This window comes from Snodgrassella sp. W6238H11, assembly GCF_016100525.1.
In the GTDB taxonomy this organism is placed as follows: Bacteria; Pseudomonadota; Gammaproteobacteria; order Burkholderiales; family Neisseriaceae; genus Snodgrassella; species Snodgrassella alvi.
Genome location: NZ_JACFSH010000002.1, coordinates 123,472 through 140,149, shown reverse-complemented (window position 1 = coordinate 140,149; position 16,678 = coordinate 123,472). Strand labels below are relative to the sequence as shown.

11 protein-coding genes and 2 tRNA genes are annotated in these 16,678 nt (G+C 35.2%); 9 read left to right on the top strand and 4 right to left on the bottom strand.

Annotated features, from left to right (window positions below; genetic code table 11):
• Nucleotides 1–9: 9 nt before the first annotated feature.
• On the bottom strand, nucleotides 10–1,167 hold the full coding sequence (locus H3V00_RS04060) for a restriction endonuclease subunit S (protein WP_084552114.1): 1,158 nt from the start codon (nucleotides 1,165–1,167) through the stop codon (nucleotides 10–12).
• Nucleotides 1,164–2,663 carry a class I SAM-dependent DNA methyltransferase gene (locus H3V00_RS04055; protein ID WP_198207032.1) on the bottom strand — a complete coding sequence of 500 codons (1,500 nt, stop codon included), beginning with the start codon at nucleotides 2,661–2,663 and terminating at the stop codon, nucleotides 1,164–1,166. The genes H3V00_RS04060 and H3V00_RS04055 overlap by 4 nt, the downstream gene beginning before the upstream one ends.
• An 893-nt stretch (nucleotides 2,664–3,556) precedes the next feature.
• Between H3V00_RS04055 and H3V00_RS04050 the strand changes: the two genes are divergently transcribed.
• The 5 genes from H3V00_RS04050 to H3V00_RS04030 all read left to right on the top strand — a co-directional run bounded on the left by H3V00_RS04050 (nucleotide 3,557) and on the right by H3V00_RS04030 (nucleotide 11,679).
• The gene (locus H3V00_RS04050) at nucleotides 3,557–4,102 is read left to right on the top strand and encodes a cysteine hydrolase family protein (protein ID WP_198207033.1); all 546 of its coding nucleotides are present in this window, start codon (nucleotides 3,557–3,559) and stop codon (nucleotides 4,100–4,102) included.
• 602 nt (nucleotides 4,103–4,704) lie between these two features.
• On the top strand, nucleotides 4,705–6,156 hold the full coding sequence (locus tag H3V00_RS04045; RefSeq protein ID WP_198207034.1) for a DUF3375 domain-containing protein: 1,452 nt from the start codon (nucleotides 4,705–4,707) through the stop codon (nucleotides 6,154–6,156).
• Entirely contained in the window at nucleotides 6,153–6,947 is a 795-nt protein-coding gene (locus tag H3V00_RS04040; protein WP_078474208.1) for a DUF4194 domain-containing protein, read from the top strand. Before H3V00_RS04045 ends, H3V00_RS04040 begins: the two co-directional genes overlap by 4 nt.
• A complete protein-coding gene (locus H3V00_RS04035) occupies nucleotides 6,940–10,323 on the top strand; it encodes an ATP-binding protein (protein ID WP_198207035.1) in 3,384 nt (1,127 codons plus the stop codon). Before H3V00_RS04040 ends, H3V00_RS04035 begins: the two co-directional genes overlap by 8 nt.
• A 153-nt stretch (nucleotides 10,324–10,476) precedes the next feature.
• Complete coding sequence (locus tag H3V00_RS04030) at nucleotides 10,477–11,679, top strand: DUF3322 domain-containing protein (protein WP_198207036.1); 1,203 nt, start codon at nucleotides 10,477–10,479, stop codon at nucleotides 11,677–11,679.
• Nucleotides 11,680–11,873: 194 nt separating this feature from the next.
• Here the strand turns inward: H3V00_RS04030 and H3V00_RS04025 are convergent.
• Both H3V00_RS04025 and H3V00_RS04020 read right to left on the bottom strand, forming a co-directional pair.
• Nucleotides 11,874–11,949 (bottom strand) — tRNA-Lys (locus H3V00_RS04025).
• A gap of 2 nt (nucleotides 11,950–11,951) precedes the next feature.
• Nucleotides 11,952–12,027 (bottom strand) — tRNA-Asn (locus H3V00_RS04020).
• 675 nt (nucleotides 12,028–12,702) lie between these two features.
• On the opposite strand from H3V00_RS04020, the gene atoD reads away from it, so the two are divergent.
• The 4 genes from atoD to H3V00_RS04000 are packed head-to-tail and all read left to right on the top strand — an operon-like array spanning nucleotide 12,703 to nucleotide 16,582.
• Nucleotides 12,703–13,359, top strand: coding sequence for an acetate CoA-transferase subunit alpha (atoD, locus tag H3V00_RS04015; RefSeq protein ID WP_198207037.1), 657 nt, complete (start codon nucleotides 12,703–12,705; stop codon nucleotides 13,357–13,359).
• Between the two features lie 12 nt (nucleotides 13,360–13,371).
• Complete coding sequence (locus H3V00_RS04010; protein WP_198207038.1) at nucleotides 13,372–14,028, top strand: 3-oxoacid CoA-transferase subunit B; 657 nt, start codon at nucleotides 13,372–13,374, stop codon at nucleotides 14,026–14,028.
• A 5-nt stretch (nucleotides 14,029–14,033) separates the two neighbouring features.
• The gene (locus H3V00_RS04005; protein ID WP_025331312.1) at nucleotides 14,034–15,380 is read left to right on the top strand and encodes a TIGR00366 family protein; all 1,347 of its coding nucleotides are present in this window, start codon (nucleotides 14,034–14,036) and stop codon (nucleotides 15,378–15,380) included.
• Between the two features lie 20 nt (nucleotides 15,381–15,400).
• Nucleotides 15,401–16,582 (top strand): acetyl-CoA C-acetyltransferase, encoded by a 1,182-nt coding sequence (locus H3V00_RS04000; RefSeq protein ID WP_198207039.1) that lies wholly within the window; start codon nucleotides 15,401–15,403, stop codon nucleotides 16,580–16,582.
• Nucleotides 16,583–16,678: the final 96 nt, after the last annotated feature.

The following is a 16,678-nucleotide window of genomic DNA, read 5'->3' as shown; positions in this document are numbered from 1 at the left end:
CGAATTTAGTTAATTAAAATATTTATCCATCGTGTAATCAAATAGAAGTTGTGTATCTGTGATTGATTGATTAATTAATGCTTTTTGTTGCTCTATGGCTTCTATTTTTTCAGCAAATTGGTTTTGAAGTGATATAGGAGGAAGCCCTAAAGTTATATCTTTTATAAACTTAACAGATCCTATATTTTGAATTCCACTTCCTTTTTTTTCAACATTTATTATTAATTGCTTCATTAGAAAAAGAAAAAAAACGCTTATAATCTTATTTTCTAAAAGAGTAAACTTTAATAATGCTTGATTAATAATTCCTCTTTCCGCGTTTGCAGGAATTTCAAAAAATTCTCCAATAGTTCCTGAACAACTCATAATAATATCTTTAGGCAGTACAGTGAATCTCTTAAGGCTATTATATAAGAGTTCATCTATATAATATTGTCCAATAAAAGCATCCTTTTGTATTGCATGCTTTTGTTCATATACTTTATATGTAAATTCAGATTTTTGTACAAAAAAATCCTTTTTTAAAGCACTTCCAAAAGGACCTCTTACAACAGATGAGCATATACTCTCTAATTTTTTAGTTTCCCAATGTTTTTCATTTTTTATAGGATCACCAAACATATTATGAAAAGTAGCTTGAGCAAGTTTATCCAGTTCTGCAAGCTGTTCTTTCTTTTTGGTAATAATATCGCTTAGTGTATCTAGTTCTTTTACTATTTGTTTTTGAAGAAAGAATACAGGAATAGTAATATCAGAACTATTTAGTTGTTTAGTTGATAAGTGTTTTACAGTAACAAAAGCCGTTTTTTCTTCTATCTTTTTTAATAATGAAGATAAAAAATAGTATATATATCTAATATGTGTTGATTTAGTATCTCGTGGCCATATTTTACATACCCGTTGGTTGAGTAGAGCATTTGTACTTTCCCATTGACATATATTGAACTCGCCATCCATTCCAATAATATAATCACCTTTTTTTACAATATAAGACTCATTGTATATCCCTGTATAAAAAGTTTCTGTATATCCTCTTTTTATATCTCTTATTCTTATTAAAGGCATTGCATTAGTATTATCTGTAAAATATTTAGAGTTGAAGGCATAACCATTTAAAATATTACATATTTCTCCTAATTTCATTATATTCCAACTATCTCTATTCATTCTTTAATTAACCTTTCATATTTGGTAATCGCTTGATCTATTTCAACTTGTAATTTTTTTATATTAGCTAATACTATTTCAGGTTTTTCATAGTCTACCTTTACTCGTTCCACTTCTTTATATTGATTAATCGTTAAATCATATCCATTAGCCACTATTTCGGCTTTAGGTACAAAGAAAGATTGCTCTTTACGGGTACGATTGGCTTCATTTTCTAAACTATTATAACGGGCAATAATATCAGGAATATCATTAACTTCTAGTGGGCTGCGTTTATCATCTAAACTATAACCATCGGCGCGCATATCATAGAACCAAACTTTATCGGTGCCGCCTGCATCAGTTTTAGTAAAGATAAGGATAGCCGTAGAGACGCCTGAATAGGGTTTAAATACACCTGATGGCATTGAGATAATAGCTTCAAGCTGCTGGTTATCTACTAATTCTTTACGAATGGCTAAATGTGCTTTACTGCTACCAAATAGCACACCATCTGGCACAATAGATGCACAACGCCCTCCTGATTTTAAAATACGAATAAATAGACTTAAAAAAAGTAGCTCAGTTTTTTTAGTTTTAGCAATAGTTAATAAGCTATTATCTACCACTTCATAATCAAGGCTACCTTTAAAGGGTGGATTAGCTAATACCAGTGAATAAAGATTTTTATCTTGATTATCTTCGGAAAGGGAATCTTGGTAATTAATATTTGGATTATCTACCCCATGCAGCATCATATTCATGGCGCCAATACGTAACATGGTCTGATCAGTATCAAAACCATAGAACATAGTGTTTATATAATGCTCAGCATTTTCTTTTCTGGCTAACTCTTTTTTATAATGCTCGCTAATATACGCAGCTGACTCAACAATGAAGCCTGCTGAACCCATAGCAGGATCACAAATATTATCCTCAATAGTGGGCTTCATTAGCTGTACCATCATACGAATAATATGACGAGGAGTCCGAAATTGGCCATTAGTACCACTAGCTGCCATTTTCCCTAAAATATATTCATAGACATCGCCCATAGTATCTTTATCATTCATGTCGAGGTTATCGATACCATCTACAATTTTGGATAAAGTCCGTTCGTTAGGGATCATAAAAATGGCATTAGCCATATAGCGACTAAAAGCGCTATCTTTACCTGTACCTAGAGTTTTGATAAACACAAATACATCATTGCGAACGATATTAAACATATTTGTGGCATTAAAATTTTTGAATTTGTGCCAACGTAAATCTTCATAGGGAAGCGTTTGTTCTGTCTCTGGGTTTTGCCAGGATTCACCATCTTTAAAAATAGGGGCTTTAATCGTGCCACCTAGTGCCTGAGCATTTGCTTCTCTTTTGAGCTGGCTGTCATCCAGCATTTTTATGAAAAATAGATAAGTCATTTGTTCCAATACAGCAATAGAGCTAGTTAACCCTGCACTCCAAAACGTATCCCAAATACTATCAATTTGACTCTTATGGTCGCCTGTAATCATCTATATACCAATTAATATATTATTTATCTTTCATTCTAGAAGAAAAAAATCAATTAACTAAAGAGTTAATTGTTAATCTCTTACTTCAATAGTTTTTATTACTATTTTTTATGCTAAGATATTGATTTAACCTATTAAAAATAATCACATTTTATATTAAACTACAATAGCTTTTATATATCTTCTCCTGCCATTCTCAGGCACCAAAGCCATATAAGTAAGAGCTATACTTCTTTTTCAGTATAACTTTATTTGATGTAGTATTGAATCATATCCTGAACCACAGCATATCTCAAATCATGAAAAGCCTTACAAGATAAGGCGTTTAGGCAAATTATTGAAAGACCGTCTATCTTAATAGACATAGACACTGAAATTTTTTTGTGAATTTTTTAAAGTTTAACTGACAGTGTTTTGAAACGAAGAATCACTCTCTATTAATACATCTCCAAATCTAACTCAGATTTAATTCTGAGTTAGATTTGGAGAGAGGATGAACTAAACGTAAATGCAATAGAAAACATCAAAATGCCTAGGCAAGTATAAACAAAACTACGTATCAGTTTGTATATACAGATAAGTACAAGATGTACTTATTAAAAAAATGATTTACTTTAAATTTGTACTTCAATTAAGTATTTTTAGATAGTTTTCAATTATTTTATATCGATTATATAAACATATAATCATTTGTTTTTTTATGTTATTTAAGACAATTCAGGATGTCTATAGATTAAACATTGGAGCGGACACGAGATTCGAACTCGCGAATTTAACCTTGACTAAAAAATAAAATTATACAAATACCAAAAGACACAATAAAAATTAAATCAGTTTAACTTATGATTTATAATTCACAAAACTCAGACAACAATAACAATTTGATGAATAACATGAAAGCATTTATTTCAATCGACTATACCAACGACTTTATTGCCCCAGACGGAGCACTGACAACCGGTCAGGCTGGCCAAGCCATAGAAAATGAAATGGTAAATCTGACCAGAACGTTTATTGAGCAGAAAGATTTTGTCGTATTTGCAATTGATGCGCATGAGCCTGATGATAAATACCATCCGGAAAATAAATTATTTCCGCCTCACAATATCATAGGTACCAACGGTCAGAATCTCTATGGTTCATTAAAACAGTTGTACACAGCCAATCAAACCAATCCGCAAGTTTACTGGATGAATAAACGCCACTACTCTGCATTCAGCGGAACAGACCTGGATTTACGTCTGCGTGAAAGAAATATTACCGAAATACATTTAACCGGTGTATGTACAGATATCTGTGTATTACATACAGCAGTTGATGCATATAACCTTAATTATCAAATCGTCGTTCATCAGCATGCTGTTGCCAGCTTTGACCCTGTAGGACATTCATGGGCATTAAAGCACTTTCAGAATACTTTAGGAGCCACCATAATCTGATTATTTACAAACAATATAACAGGGCAATTAAACAACTCATTTTCAATTTTGACTGATTATTTTCCCAGTAAAAACTATATACCTATTTAAAAATATAGCTTTTAGCTATAACCACCCTACTTTCGTTTATTCTGTACTGAAATCACAAAATATACAAAAATAAATGATTAATTAATACAGGTGAAACTTTCTACATATCACAGTAAAATATCAGAAATCTACTACATAAACAAAACCACTTGAGCAAAACTCTTTACATAGAACCATTCAGAGATGAATTCTATAATGATATATAGTAATAACAACTCTAATTATCTGTAAAAATTAAAATCATAACAATATCGATATAATAAATAACAAATCAATAATTGGTAAATAAGCCCATAATATAATTTAGTGCTTAAATTAGTAATTAAAATAAAAATTAATATATAAAATAAATTCTTTATTAGAAATTATATTTACTTTAACAATCATTCCTGAATTCGTTGTAAAAAAGTAAATAATCACCTAAATAATCAGTTTTAGATATTCTAAATATATGCTTTATACTTAAAATAAAGTTAATATTTAGATTTCCATTAAAGTATAAAAACTAGGTAATGAACTTTTCACATTCACTAGCAAAATATAGGCGACTTTATAAAGAAAACAAGGTCTGGAAATTACTTAGAGCAACTACAGCGCCACTCATTTTAGCCTTTATTGAGCAAGTATTTTCGTCTGGACAAAACGAAATATCCTATAGTCAGGCTCGCATTTTATTAGATGCAGAGTTGGAAAAAGAACAATGGTATGCCGATACACCAGCAGCTATTTATATTAATCAATGGGTCAAAGATGGCTGGTTACGTGAGATGGACAATAAATTGACCAAAACAGATACATGCGAAATTGCATTACGTTTTTGTCAAAGCTTTGATGAGCGTAACATAAACACCAGTGCTTCACATCTACGTATTGTACAAGAGGCTGTTAGAGAACTGGTTATCGCATTAAACGAAAATCCTGAAGAAAGAATTGCCTTACTTAATCAACGTAAAGCTGAGCTGGAAAAAGAAATTACAAACATACAAACTAAAGGTATCAATACATTATCTGACCAACAACGAAGGGAAAGATTGAGAGAAATCTACCAACTTGCTTCAGTATTAACCAATGATTTTCGCTATGTTGAAGATGAGATTCGCCGTCTGGATCAAGAAATTCGCATCAAAATGATAGAGAAAGATAATAATCGCGGAGAAGTATTGCAAGCAACTATGGATCAAGAAGCTTTACTTGCTCAAAGCGATGCAGGTAGTGCATTTGAAAGTTTTTTTCAGCTGCTTTGTGATTCAAACCGCTCAACCGAATTCAAAGAACAACTAGATATTATTCTTAATCAAATTTCAGACAACTATTTACAACCGCGACAACGAAAATTTCTCAAACGTCTATTACAGGAGCTCACTCAAGAAAGTGAACATATATTTCAAATTCGTCGTCGAACAGAAGAAAATTTGAAAACTTACATAAAAAGTGGCGCAGCACAGGAAAAAAGAACTGTTGATCGACTCATAACACAACTTGAACAGTTAGCAGTTAATTTCAGTAAAAATAATATTAACCTTAAAAAAGCTACCCGCTTAATTTTACCTACTGGTAATATCGAAATTAACTCTCCCGATTCAATATGCTTAAAAGAACCAATCGCTGCTATACAAATAACTGACATCACTGAGCATACAAATTCAGTAGTCCCGAGTGAAACGGTATTAACTTTATTAGATACCATCCAAATTAAAGAAGTGGCTGATTCAATCTATCATAATCTTTGTACCTTTGGACCATTAACTATAGCTGGCCTAGTTGAAAAAAAACCAATTAATTTTGGACTAGAAGAATTAGTAGCCTATTTGAGAATTGCGCAACATATTCAAGCAACTGACTTAAATGAAAAAGAGTCTATTATTATTCAAGATAAGCAGGGTATTCAAATCAAAGCTACCCTACCTAAATATTTACTCAGCGCCTCATTTTTTCCCGACAACTTGGAAGAGCTTTCTTTATGAACGAAGAAAAAAATAATAAATCAACATCAGGTGGTGAATTTTTTGATCAATTTTGTGCAAAAATGGTTACTAGTGATCCAATTAGTCCAACAATTGATGAGTCTATTCATAACCAAGTAGAAATTGAAACAACACAATCACCATTATTACAATCTGATAATAATCCACAACCAGAGTCCAACTTACTTCCCAAAGAAGCCAAACATGCTTTAGTAGCTCTGCTCAAAAATGGTGTTATTTTAGCTTCACAAAAAAATAATCTTTTTTCTATTATCAGTCATTACCATGTTCAAATTGATTCTTACTTAGCCAATATATATCTAAAATTAATATTAGATCCAACTACAGGGGTAGCTTACGTAGCACAGATGAGTGAAACGTTAGAAGAAAATGATGAAATATCACCATTAATTCATAGGCGACAACTAACAGTTCACGACACATTGATATTACTTGTTTTACGTAAATACTTTCAGGACCGAGAAACAGTCGGTGAAAGTAAAATAATTATTAGTTTTGAGCATATTGAAGAACTTTTAAAACCTTTTTCACCCATAACAAATCATTCAACCATCGAAAGGAAAAGCCTTAATGCGGCATTAAACCGCATGAAAGAACGCCATATCCTTGCTAACGTACGTGGCAGTGATGACCGTTATGAAATTACACCTATCATCCGTTATGTTGTGAATGCTAACTTTTTAGAAAACATGCTTTTAGAATATAAAAAACTAAGTGAAAAAGTGCAGTCAGATAAAGCAGATACAGTGAAAGAAGAATCAAATGAATAAATCCATAATTGATAATGAGCCATTCAACGTTGGTCAAATTCGCTTAAATGAACTTTCTGTATATAACTGGGGATCATTTCATGGTTTGCATACGGCCAAAATTGATCCTATCGGGACATTAGTTACTGGAGATAATGGTTCAGGTAAAACCACATTTATTGATGGATTAATGGCATTACTGCTGCCTGCTGGACGTGCTAGTTTCAACGTTGCTGCAGCTCAAGGAGATAGTAAAGATAGAACATTACTTTCCTATATGCGCGGTAATTTCGGTTCAGCACATGACGGCAGCAAAACAAAAGTAAAAAGCAAGCGAGACCAATCAGTTATTACAGGTCTACGAGCCTGTTACAAGGCTGACAATGGTAATTACATTACACTAGCAGTATTATTTTGGGCTACTTCAACAGCAACATCTTCTGCAGATATTTATCGTCACTATGTTATTGCTAATCGTAATCTTCAACTTAAAGAATTACTAGAACATTTTAAAGATGGTGAGCGACGTACTCTTAAGCAGTATTTAAGTAATGATGCAACCATTGTTTATTCAAATAACATTTTTGATGACTATCAAGCAATGTATCGTAAACTGCTACATATTGATAATAAAAATGCTCCAGCCCTATTATCCCGAGCTTTGGGTTTGAAAAAAATCGATGATTTAACAGCCCTTATTCGTGAATTAGTACTGGAATCAAGCCAAATTAAAGAAGAAGCTCGTAATGTTGTAAAAGAATTTTCGGCCTTAGAAGCTACTCATAACGAGCTAATTGATGTTAAAAAACAATATATACATTTGGGTCAATTACCTGAACACAATCAAGATTTTATTAAATGTATACAAACATTGGATAAACTTGAACAAGAAAAAAATGGATTAATTCCTTATTTTGGTGAACTAAAAAGTCAACTGTATACAAATCAGCTTCAAGAATTACAACAAAAAATTGACTTTTTACAACAACAACTTAACGAAAAAGAACAAAATAAGCTAAACATAAATCAACAGATTGAATCATATCATGCCGCTTATTTAAAAGCTGGCGGCGATAGTCTTGAGTCTTTAAAAAGAGAGCTTGTAAAAGCCAAAGAAGACTATAACCGCATAAACCAACAAGCATCAATATATCAACGGGAAACCAAAACATTAGGTCTAAATTCAGAACTAATTCAGATAAATTTTGAAAATAATCAAAAAAAGGCAACAGACAAACTACAAAATCTGGATCAGAATAAAGAAAATGCACTAGTTAATTTTGCTCAAATCCGTGCCCAATTAAACAACTTAATGAGTGAATATCATCAGACCGAAGAACAAATTAACCAAATAAAGTTAAGACCTGATTCTAATATTGCAATCAGATTCCAGCAACTACGCGACGAAATGATCAAAGACTTAAATTTAACAATTGAACAATGTCGCTTTATTGGTGAATTAATTAATGTCAAAGAAAGCGAAAATATCTGGCAAGGAGCAATAGAAAGAGCATTAGGTGGACTCAGGACCACAATGATAGTCCCTTATAATGTTTTCTCACAGGTAACACGCTGGTTAAATACTCGTCATACAGGCCTACATGTTAGGGTACAAGTTGTACCAGAATCATTTCAAAAATTAAAGTCACAAATCGAATTTAAACCTGAAGGCTATTTACACAAATTGATTTGGCGTGATCATCCTTATCGCGACTGGTTAAAGAAACATTTGGAGCATTTCGATTTAACTTGTGTAGATTCTACTGAACAGTTAGATAAAACCCCTTTTTCCATAACACAGGCTGGTTTAGTTCATCTGGAAAAGGGTCGTTTTGAAAAAAAAGACCAAAATAAAATCAATGATAAAAAATCTTGGCAACTTGGATTTTCTAATAAAGCCCGATTAGCAATATTAGAACAGGAGTTATCTTCTTTAACAGAAGATATTGCAAAACAAAATACGCTTACTCAGAAAAAGCGTAATGATTTGCAAACTATTGAACAGGAAATAGAACTATGGAAAAATTTACAAAAATATAGCTGGGAAAGTATCAATTTACCAAGGTGTAAAGCTGAAGTTGATAGCATTGAAAAAAAATTGACAGAATTACAAAATGGTGATGACTTAGAACAAGCTGAATCACGTTGGAAAGAGGCCAAAAAAGCTTCTGAAATTTTACAAAAAAAAATTAAAAAGTTATACGAAGAACAAGGTAGTTACAATACTCGAAAAGACAATTTAAACGTACTGCTTCAGCAGGCACGAAAAGATTCAGATCAAGGAATTGAACACGATGTAAGATTAATGTTAAATCATCGTATTGGACAATACAAAGATGATACTTTGCCATTAGTAATAGAACAACAAGATTTTTATTACAAACAAATTGACGAATCTCTGAAGAAAACAAATCAAAAAAAAGAAAATATAGGAAAAGAGATAGTTAAAATCATGTCTTCTTTCCAACAACAATGGCCTATTATTGCTAATGATTGGATTCCAGACATTTCTTATATTGAAGATTATATCAATCACCTATTCAAACTGGAGCAAGAAGGATTGCCACAGTTACAAGAACGCTTTAAAGAACGTTTAAATAAACATGCAACCGAATCATTAGCAAGAATTCAACAACAATTAGAGGCTGAAAAAGATGAAATTAGAGAACGTATTCAGGTAATTAATACAGTATTAAAACGTACGGAATTCAGAAAAAATACTTACCTAAAATTAAATACCAAAATTGAACAATATACAAATGTAATAGAATTTTCAAAATTACTTAAAAATGCTCTAAGCTTATTTACTAGTGACGACCACGAACAACGATTTAATATATTAAAAGAAATAGTCTCACAACTGGATAAAGCCAGCAATCTCGCAGCACATACATTAGAAAGCCTACGTCTACTTGACCCTCGTTATCAGATGTCTTTTTTTGCTGAAGAGCTAGATAATCAAACTGGAGCTGTTATAGATGTGCTTGAATCTTCTAGTGGTAAATCAGGTGGTGAAAAAGAATCATTTGCAGGCACTATAGTTGCTGCTAGTCTCGCCTACGCACTTACTCCAGATGGATATGATAAACCCGTATATTGCACAGTATTTTTAGACGAAGCATTTTCTAATACAGCTGAGTCAGTTAGTCGGAGGGTGCTGCGCGTATTTAAAGCATTGCATATACACGTTAATTTAATTACACCATATAAAAACCTTAATCTAGCACGTGAAACAGCTCGTTCCCTGCTTATTGCTGAGCGAAACCAACAAACACATGAAAGTAGCTTAAGTGAAGTAACATGGGAAGAAATAGACGCCCAACGTGAGTTAATTAAAAATTCTGAAATTATGAAACAAGCCAAATCTCTTGGTATTGAGATCACTTCAACGCAATAATTATGGATTTGATATTATGTATTATAGTGTAATCTAAATATGCATTAAGAAAGTTTCTTTTCTATTCTCTAAATACGCATAAATGTTATTAAATAATCTCAATATGAGTATAACAATCTTGATTAGAGTGATGTACATAATAATAAACTGCTTATGGCACAATTAAATGAAAATTGGGGCAAACTACCCGATGAGGTTTACAGCCATATTAAAAAGCTAGAATGGGATAAACAAAAGAATCTCAAAGAGCGTTTAATGCATAAACGAAAGTTTCCAATTGAAATATCTCTAGGCACACCAACTGGTGACCAGATACTTGATAATATGATGTATTTTAAAAATTTTATTAATCAATGGAAAGATTTTCCACAACAGCATTGGATAAAGTGGCAAGATAAAAAATACAATACTTTAGGTTTACAACGCATTCCTGTAACTTTAATTCTTAATAATCTGAAAGAACTATTTGAATTTCTAGGGCCTGATATTGAAAAAAAAATCGAAAAACTAAGCAAGATAATTGAACCATTAACGACATACGACCAACGCTTTTATCCAATTTTAATTCAACATTTATCAATAGTTGAACAATTAACTCCTCAGGAATCAATTAACATTACTAGTTTATTACAGCAACTTACTCCAAATATGGGGAAAGGCTTATATTTGCGTTCCTTACCTTTGAAAGGTATTGATACCAAGTTTTTGGAAAATAATAAAATCTTGGTGAGTGCTTTACTTGATGTTCTCTATAACAATGCAATTGCACAAGCTGGTAATTTATTGAAATGGCTAGGATGTTTAGACAATCCTAAAGGCTGGTTAATAGTTAAACCATTATGCAAAAAAACACAAGAATCTTTAGCTGGCTTGCCTATCTTACAAATGGATCAGCATACCCTAACCCATTATGAATTACCCGCCAACAACATTTTAGTAGTAGAAAATATTCAATCTGGTTTATCTCTACCAGAATTACCTGATACTATTGCTGTTATTGGTGGCGGTAATAATGTGAATTGGCTTAGTGCACAATGGTTAAAAAATAAAAGAGTAGCGTACTGGGGAGATATTGATAGCTGGGGATTAAAAATATTAAGTCTATCAAAAACCTTCTGTCCTCATATTCAAACACTTATGATGGATGAAGAAACATTAAAATTATATAAAAACAGTATGGTAACTGAATCAGAATCTTATTCTGATATTCCTGTTAACTTAGATTCATCGGAAAAAGATTTATTTATTGTTTTACAATCTAATAAATACAATGCTAACCGATTAGAACAGGAAAAATTACCAAATGATTATATCCAAAAAAAATTAAAAGAGTGGAAAAATAATCAAAATTTTTAATTAGCAATTATTAAAACTTAAGCTCTATCATAAAAATAAATATCATAACATTTTAAAATTAAAGCTTTCACCTTCAAACACCCACCTAAATTTTTAAAATATATATTATTCTAATGTAAAAAAACCGTACCAAATAATTATTGGTACGGTTTTATCATTATATTTATCAGTTAAAATAGCCTGATAAAAAAATCTGGTGGGTCGTGAGCGATTCGAACGCTCGACCAACGGATTAAAAGTCCGCTGCTCTACCGACTGAGCTAACGACCCTTTGGCTCCCCGACCAGGGCTCGAACCTGGGACCTGCGGATTAACAGTCCGTCGCTCTACCGACTGAGCTATCAGGGAAAGGAAGAGCGCATTATAGGGGGCGATATTAAACTCGTCAAGCCTTTTTAGCCATTTTAAACCTCAAAAACGGCCTAATAAATACAAATCATTGGTAGTTCTATATATTTAATTGCAGATATGGTTGTATAGCTTAAATTCTATTTGCTTTTATACTCTAATGAACGTATTCAGGTTCTGCGCTTCTTGGTTCAGACCAGAAAATTGATAAAATATATTATGGTTTATTCACGCCAAGCAGATACTATATAGTTTTTTCCTTATACAAATTACTTTATCGGAATTTTCCTGAAGAATTTATGATAAAAATAAACTGAAAGTATTTTTATCAATATAGAATTCTTTATCCAATAAATCATAATATTAATTATTTTCCTGGATTATTCTGATACTTTATTTTCTTGTCTGCTGGTGTAACTAAAATCAATGTAATTTCTTACATATCATTATTGTCAAATAAATAATAGATACTTAATCGTGCAATTTTTTTTGCACGCAAGTGCAATTTTCTGCGCCAAGTTTATTTAAAACTCTTTTGTCATATAAAATTTATTTTTATAAATCAGCATTTTATTATTTTATTTTTCTTATTCCAATCTGGTATACAAATTGCAATAGCAAAGTGGCTTGCTTTTAAGCATAGATGAATTTTTAACGTGTAACAAGGAGCCGTTGATGCAAACAAAATTAATCACTACCGATAAAATCCGGGATTTTCTTAAAGACGGTATGACGATTATGTTTGGCGGTTTTATGGGGTGTGGTACGCCGTCAAAGATTGTGAATGCAATTCTGGAATCGGGTATTAAGGATGTAACACTTATCGGAAATGATACAGCTTTTGTAGACACTGGTGTCGGACCGCTGATTAACAATAATCAGGTCAGAAAAGTGATTACTTCCCATATTGGCACCAATCGTGAAACAGGCAGAAGAATGATTGCCGGTGAGATGGAAGTTGAGCTGGTACCGCAGGGTACGCTGGCTGAACGGATTCGCTGCGGCGGTGCCGGACTGGGCGGAGTTTTAACACCTACCGGAGTGGGTACGATTGTTGCTGAAGGCAAGAAAGTTTTATCAGTTAATAATCGTGAGTATTTACTTGAGCTGCCAATCCGTGCTGATTTAGCCATCATTCATGCGCATAAGGCTGATTACAACGGTAATCTGGTCTATCAGTATGCTGCACGTAATTTTAATCCGCTGATTGCTACCGCTGCTGACACGGTGATTGCTCAGGCTGATGAACTGTTAGAAGTCGGCCAGATACATCCTGATGCGGTGATGACACCGGCAGCATTAGTTGATTTTATGGTTAGCACTAACGATTAAGGAATAAAGACAATGGATAAAAAAGAATTAATTGCTCGCCGTGTTGCTCAGGAATTACGTAACGGGGATGTTGTTAATCTGGGGATTGGTTTACCAACTCAGGTGGTGAATTATTTGCCTGAAGGTATCAATATTACACTGCAATCAGAAAATGGCTTTCTGGGGCTGGGGCCTAAAACAGTTGATGAACCGAATATTGTTAATGCAGGCGGTCAGCCTTGCGGCATTGTTCCCGGTGCGGCGATGTTTGACAGTGCATTTTCTTTTATGCTGATTCGCGGCGGTCATGTCGATGCCTGTGTGCTTGGCGGACTGGAAGTTGACCAGCATGCCAATCTGGCTAACTGGATGGTACCGGGCAAAATGGTGCCAGGTATGGGCGGTGCTATGGATCTGGTTACAGGTGCGAAAAAGGTAATTATTGCCATGGAACACTGTACTAAAACCGGTGAACCGAAAATATTGCCGGAATGCACTTTGCCGCTTACGGCGAAAGGTAAAGTCAGCATGGTTATTACTGAGCTGGCTGTATTTGAATTTATAAACGGTCAAATGTATTTGATTGAAACCGCTGAGGGTGTAGATGTTGATACTGTAAAAGCGCACACCACGGCAGAGTTTATTATTGCGGATAATCTGAAAACGATGTCCATTGCTACAGGGGCATAAGTTTTATGATTTCACGTTTATCCAGACATACGACTAATCTGGTCAGTAAATATCTGCCTGACCCGCTGATATTTGCTTTACTGCTTACATTTATCATTTTTTTCATGGCCTGGGGATTAACTGATTCACAGCCTCTGGGTCTGATAAAAATGTGGGGGGACGGCTTCTGGAATTTGCTGGCCTTTGGTATGCAGATGGCTCTGATTGTGGTTACCGGTCATGCCTTAGCCAGCTCACCTCCGGTGAAATCTGTTCTGGTATCTATTGCCTCTCTGGCCAAAACTCCTACACAGGCAGCTATGCTGGTTACGTTTGTCGGCTGCATTGCCTGTATTTTAAACTGGGGGTTTGGTCTGGTTGTAGGTGCCATGCTGGCAAAGGAAGTGGCCAGACAGGTTAAGAATGTGGATTATGGCTTACTGATCGCCTGTGCTTATATTGCTTTTATGACATGGGGTGGTGGTTTGTCCGGGTCAATGCCTTTAATGGCGGCAACTCCGGGAAATCCTGTTGCACACTTTATGATTAGTGACGCTAATCCGCAGGGCATCGTGCCGATTTCTCAGACCATGTTTTCAGCCAGTAATATTTTTATTACTTCTATGCTGATTATCTGCTTACCTCTTCTGGTGCGGTTTATGGTCAGAACTGACGGTAAGGTGAATGTGGTTAATCCTGAGCTGCTGGCACCGGAACCCGATTTTCAGCGTAAGCTTGACCGGAAAACAGCTACCATAGCTGAAAAAATGGAAGAAAGTAAGCTGCTTTCTTTGCTGGTAGGTGCTCTGGGTATCAGTTATCTGCTGATTTACTTCTATCATAATGGTTTTAATATCACCATTAATACCGTTAACCTAATATTCCTGACTGCCGGTGTTTTGTTACACCGTACACCTATGGCGTACATGCGTGCTGTCTCCAATGCAGCCAGAAGCACAGCCGGTATTATCATCCAGTTTCCGTTTTATGCGGGTATTCAGCTGATGATGGAACATTCCGGTCTGGGTGGTCTTATCACTGAATTTTTCATCAATATTGCCAGTAAGGATACCTTCCCTATCTGGACGTTCTTCAGCTCCGGCATTATTAATTTTGCCGTACCGTCAGGTGGCGGCCACTGGGTTATTCAAGGCCCGTTCGTGATTCCTGCCGCACAGGCTCTGGGTGCTGATTTAGGTAAATCTACGATGGCAATTGCCTACGGCGAACAATGGATGAATATGCTGCAACCATTCTGGGCATTACCTGCACTGGCTATTGCCGGTCTCGGGGTGCGTGACATTATGGGATATTGTATGACAGCGCTGATATTCACTACGCCGATATTCCTGATTGGTCTGTACTTTTTCTAGTTAAAAAAAGGGAGTTTATTATGACAAAAACCGTAATCGTCAGTGCTGCACGCACCGCCATCGGCAGTTTTAATGGTTCACTTGCCTCTGTCAGTGCCATTAATTTGGGGAAAGTCGTTATTGAAGAAGCTTTAAAACGTGCTGCACTAGATGCCGGTGCGGTAAATGAAGTGATTATGGGTAATGTGCTTCAGGCCGGACTGGGACAGAATCCTGCCCGACAGGCTGCACTGAATGCAGGTATTCCCAACAGCGTACCGGCTTTTACTGTAAATAAGGTATGCGGCAGCGGACTTAAATCAATCGTACTGGCCACACAAAGCATTTTAACTGGTGACAATGATATTGTTGTCGCCGGCGGTATGGAAAATATGTCTCAGGCACCCTATCTGATTGGCAGTAAAGCCCGCTGGGGGCTGAAAATGGGTAATGCCGAACTGTACGATACCATGGTGAATGACGGATTAACCTGTGCTACCAATCATTACCATATGGGAATTACCGCAGAAAATATTGCTGAACAGTATTCTATCAGCCGTGAGGAACAGGACGAACTGGCATTGCGTTCTCAAAAGCTGGCTACGGAAGCTAATAACAATGGTGACTTTGAAGCAGAAATTGTTCCGGTTACCATCAGCTCACGCAAGGGCGATATTATCTTCAAACAGGATGAATATCCCAAAGCAGACAGCACTGCGGAAGGTCTGGCAAAACTCAGACCGGCGTTTAAAAAAGACGGTACAGTGACTGCGGGTAATTCTTCCGGTATTAATGATGGTGCGGCTGCTCTTGTGCTGATGTCAGAAACCAGAGCAAAAGAGTTAGGCTTAAAACCATTGGCATATATTCGCAGCTACGCTTCTGGCGGCGTAGATCCGAGCATAATGGGGATGGGTCCGGTACCGGCAACCCGGCTGGCTTTACAAAAAGCAGCACTACAGCTGTCTGATATCGATTTAATCGAAGCAAATGAAGCTTTTGCTGCTCAATTCCTCGGTGTCGGACGCGAGCTGAATTTTGACATGGACAAAACCAATATTCATGGTGGTGCCATTGCTCTGGGTCATCCTATTGGTGCCAGCGGTGCGCGTATTCTGGTTACCCTGCTTTATTCTATGCTTCATCGTGATAAACAGCTGGGACTGGCAACATTATGCATTGGCGGCGGACAAGGTACGGCTGTTATTCTGGAACGCTGTTAATGATAATCCGTTCAAACTAATAGTTATGTCTGGTTAACAGACATATGATTAGGTTAATCGGTCAGGTGGTAATGAATTTATCCGATATCGCCTGAC

Coding starts and splice junctions, on each gene's coding strand:
- H3V00_RS04050 (WP_198207033.1), top strand. CDS start 3,557: ATGAAAGCATTTATTTCAATCGACTATACCAACGACTTTATTGCCCCA.
- H3V00_RS04030 (WP_198207036.1), top strand. CDS start 10,477: ATGGCACAATTAAATGAAAATTGGGGCAAACTACCCGATGAGGTTTAC.
- H3V00_RS04000 (WP_198207039.1), top strand. CDS start 15,401: ATGACAAAAACCGTAATCGTCAGTGCTGCACGCACCGCCATCGGCAGT.
- H3V00_RS04010 (WP_198207038.1), top strand. CDS start 13,372: ATGGATAAAAAAGAATTAATTGCTCGCCGTGTTGCTCAGGAATTACGT.
- H3V00_RS04035 (WP_198207035.1), top strand. CDS start 6,940: ATGAATAAATCCATAATTGATAATGAGCCATTCAACGTTGGTCAAATT.
- H3V00_RS04055 (WP_198207032.1), bottom strand. CDS start 2,663: ATGATTACAGGCGACCATAAGAGTCAAATTGATAGTATTTGGGATACG.
- H3V00_RS04045 (WP_198207034.1), top strand. CDS start 4,705: ATGAACTTTTCACATTCACTAGCAAAATATAGGCGACTTTATAAAGAA.
- H3V00_RS04040 (WP_078474208.1), top strand. CDS start 6,153: ATGAACGAAGAAAAAAATAATAAATCAACATCAGGTGGTGAATTTTTT.
- H3V00_RS04005 (WP_025331312.1), top strand. CDS start 14,034: ATGATTTCACGTTTATCCAGACATACGACTAATCTGGTCAGTAAATAT.
- H3V00_RS04060 (WP_084552114.1), bottom strand. CDS start 1,167: ATGAATAGAGATAGTTGGAATATAATGAAATTAGGAGAAATATGTAAT.
- atoD (WP_198207037.1), top strand. CDS start 12,703: ATGCAAACAAAATTAATCACTACCGATAAAATCCGGGATTTTCTTAAA.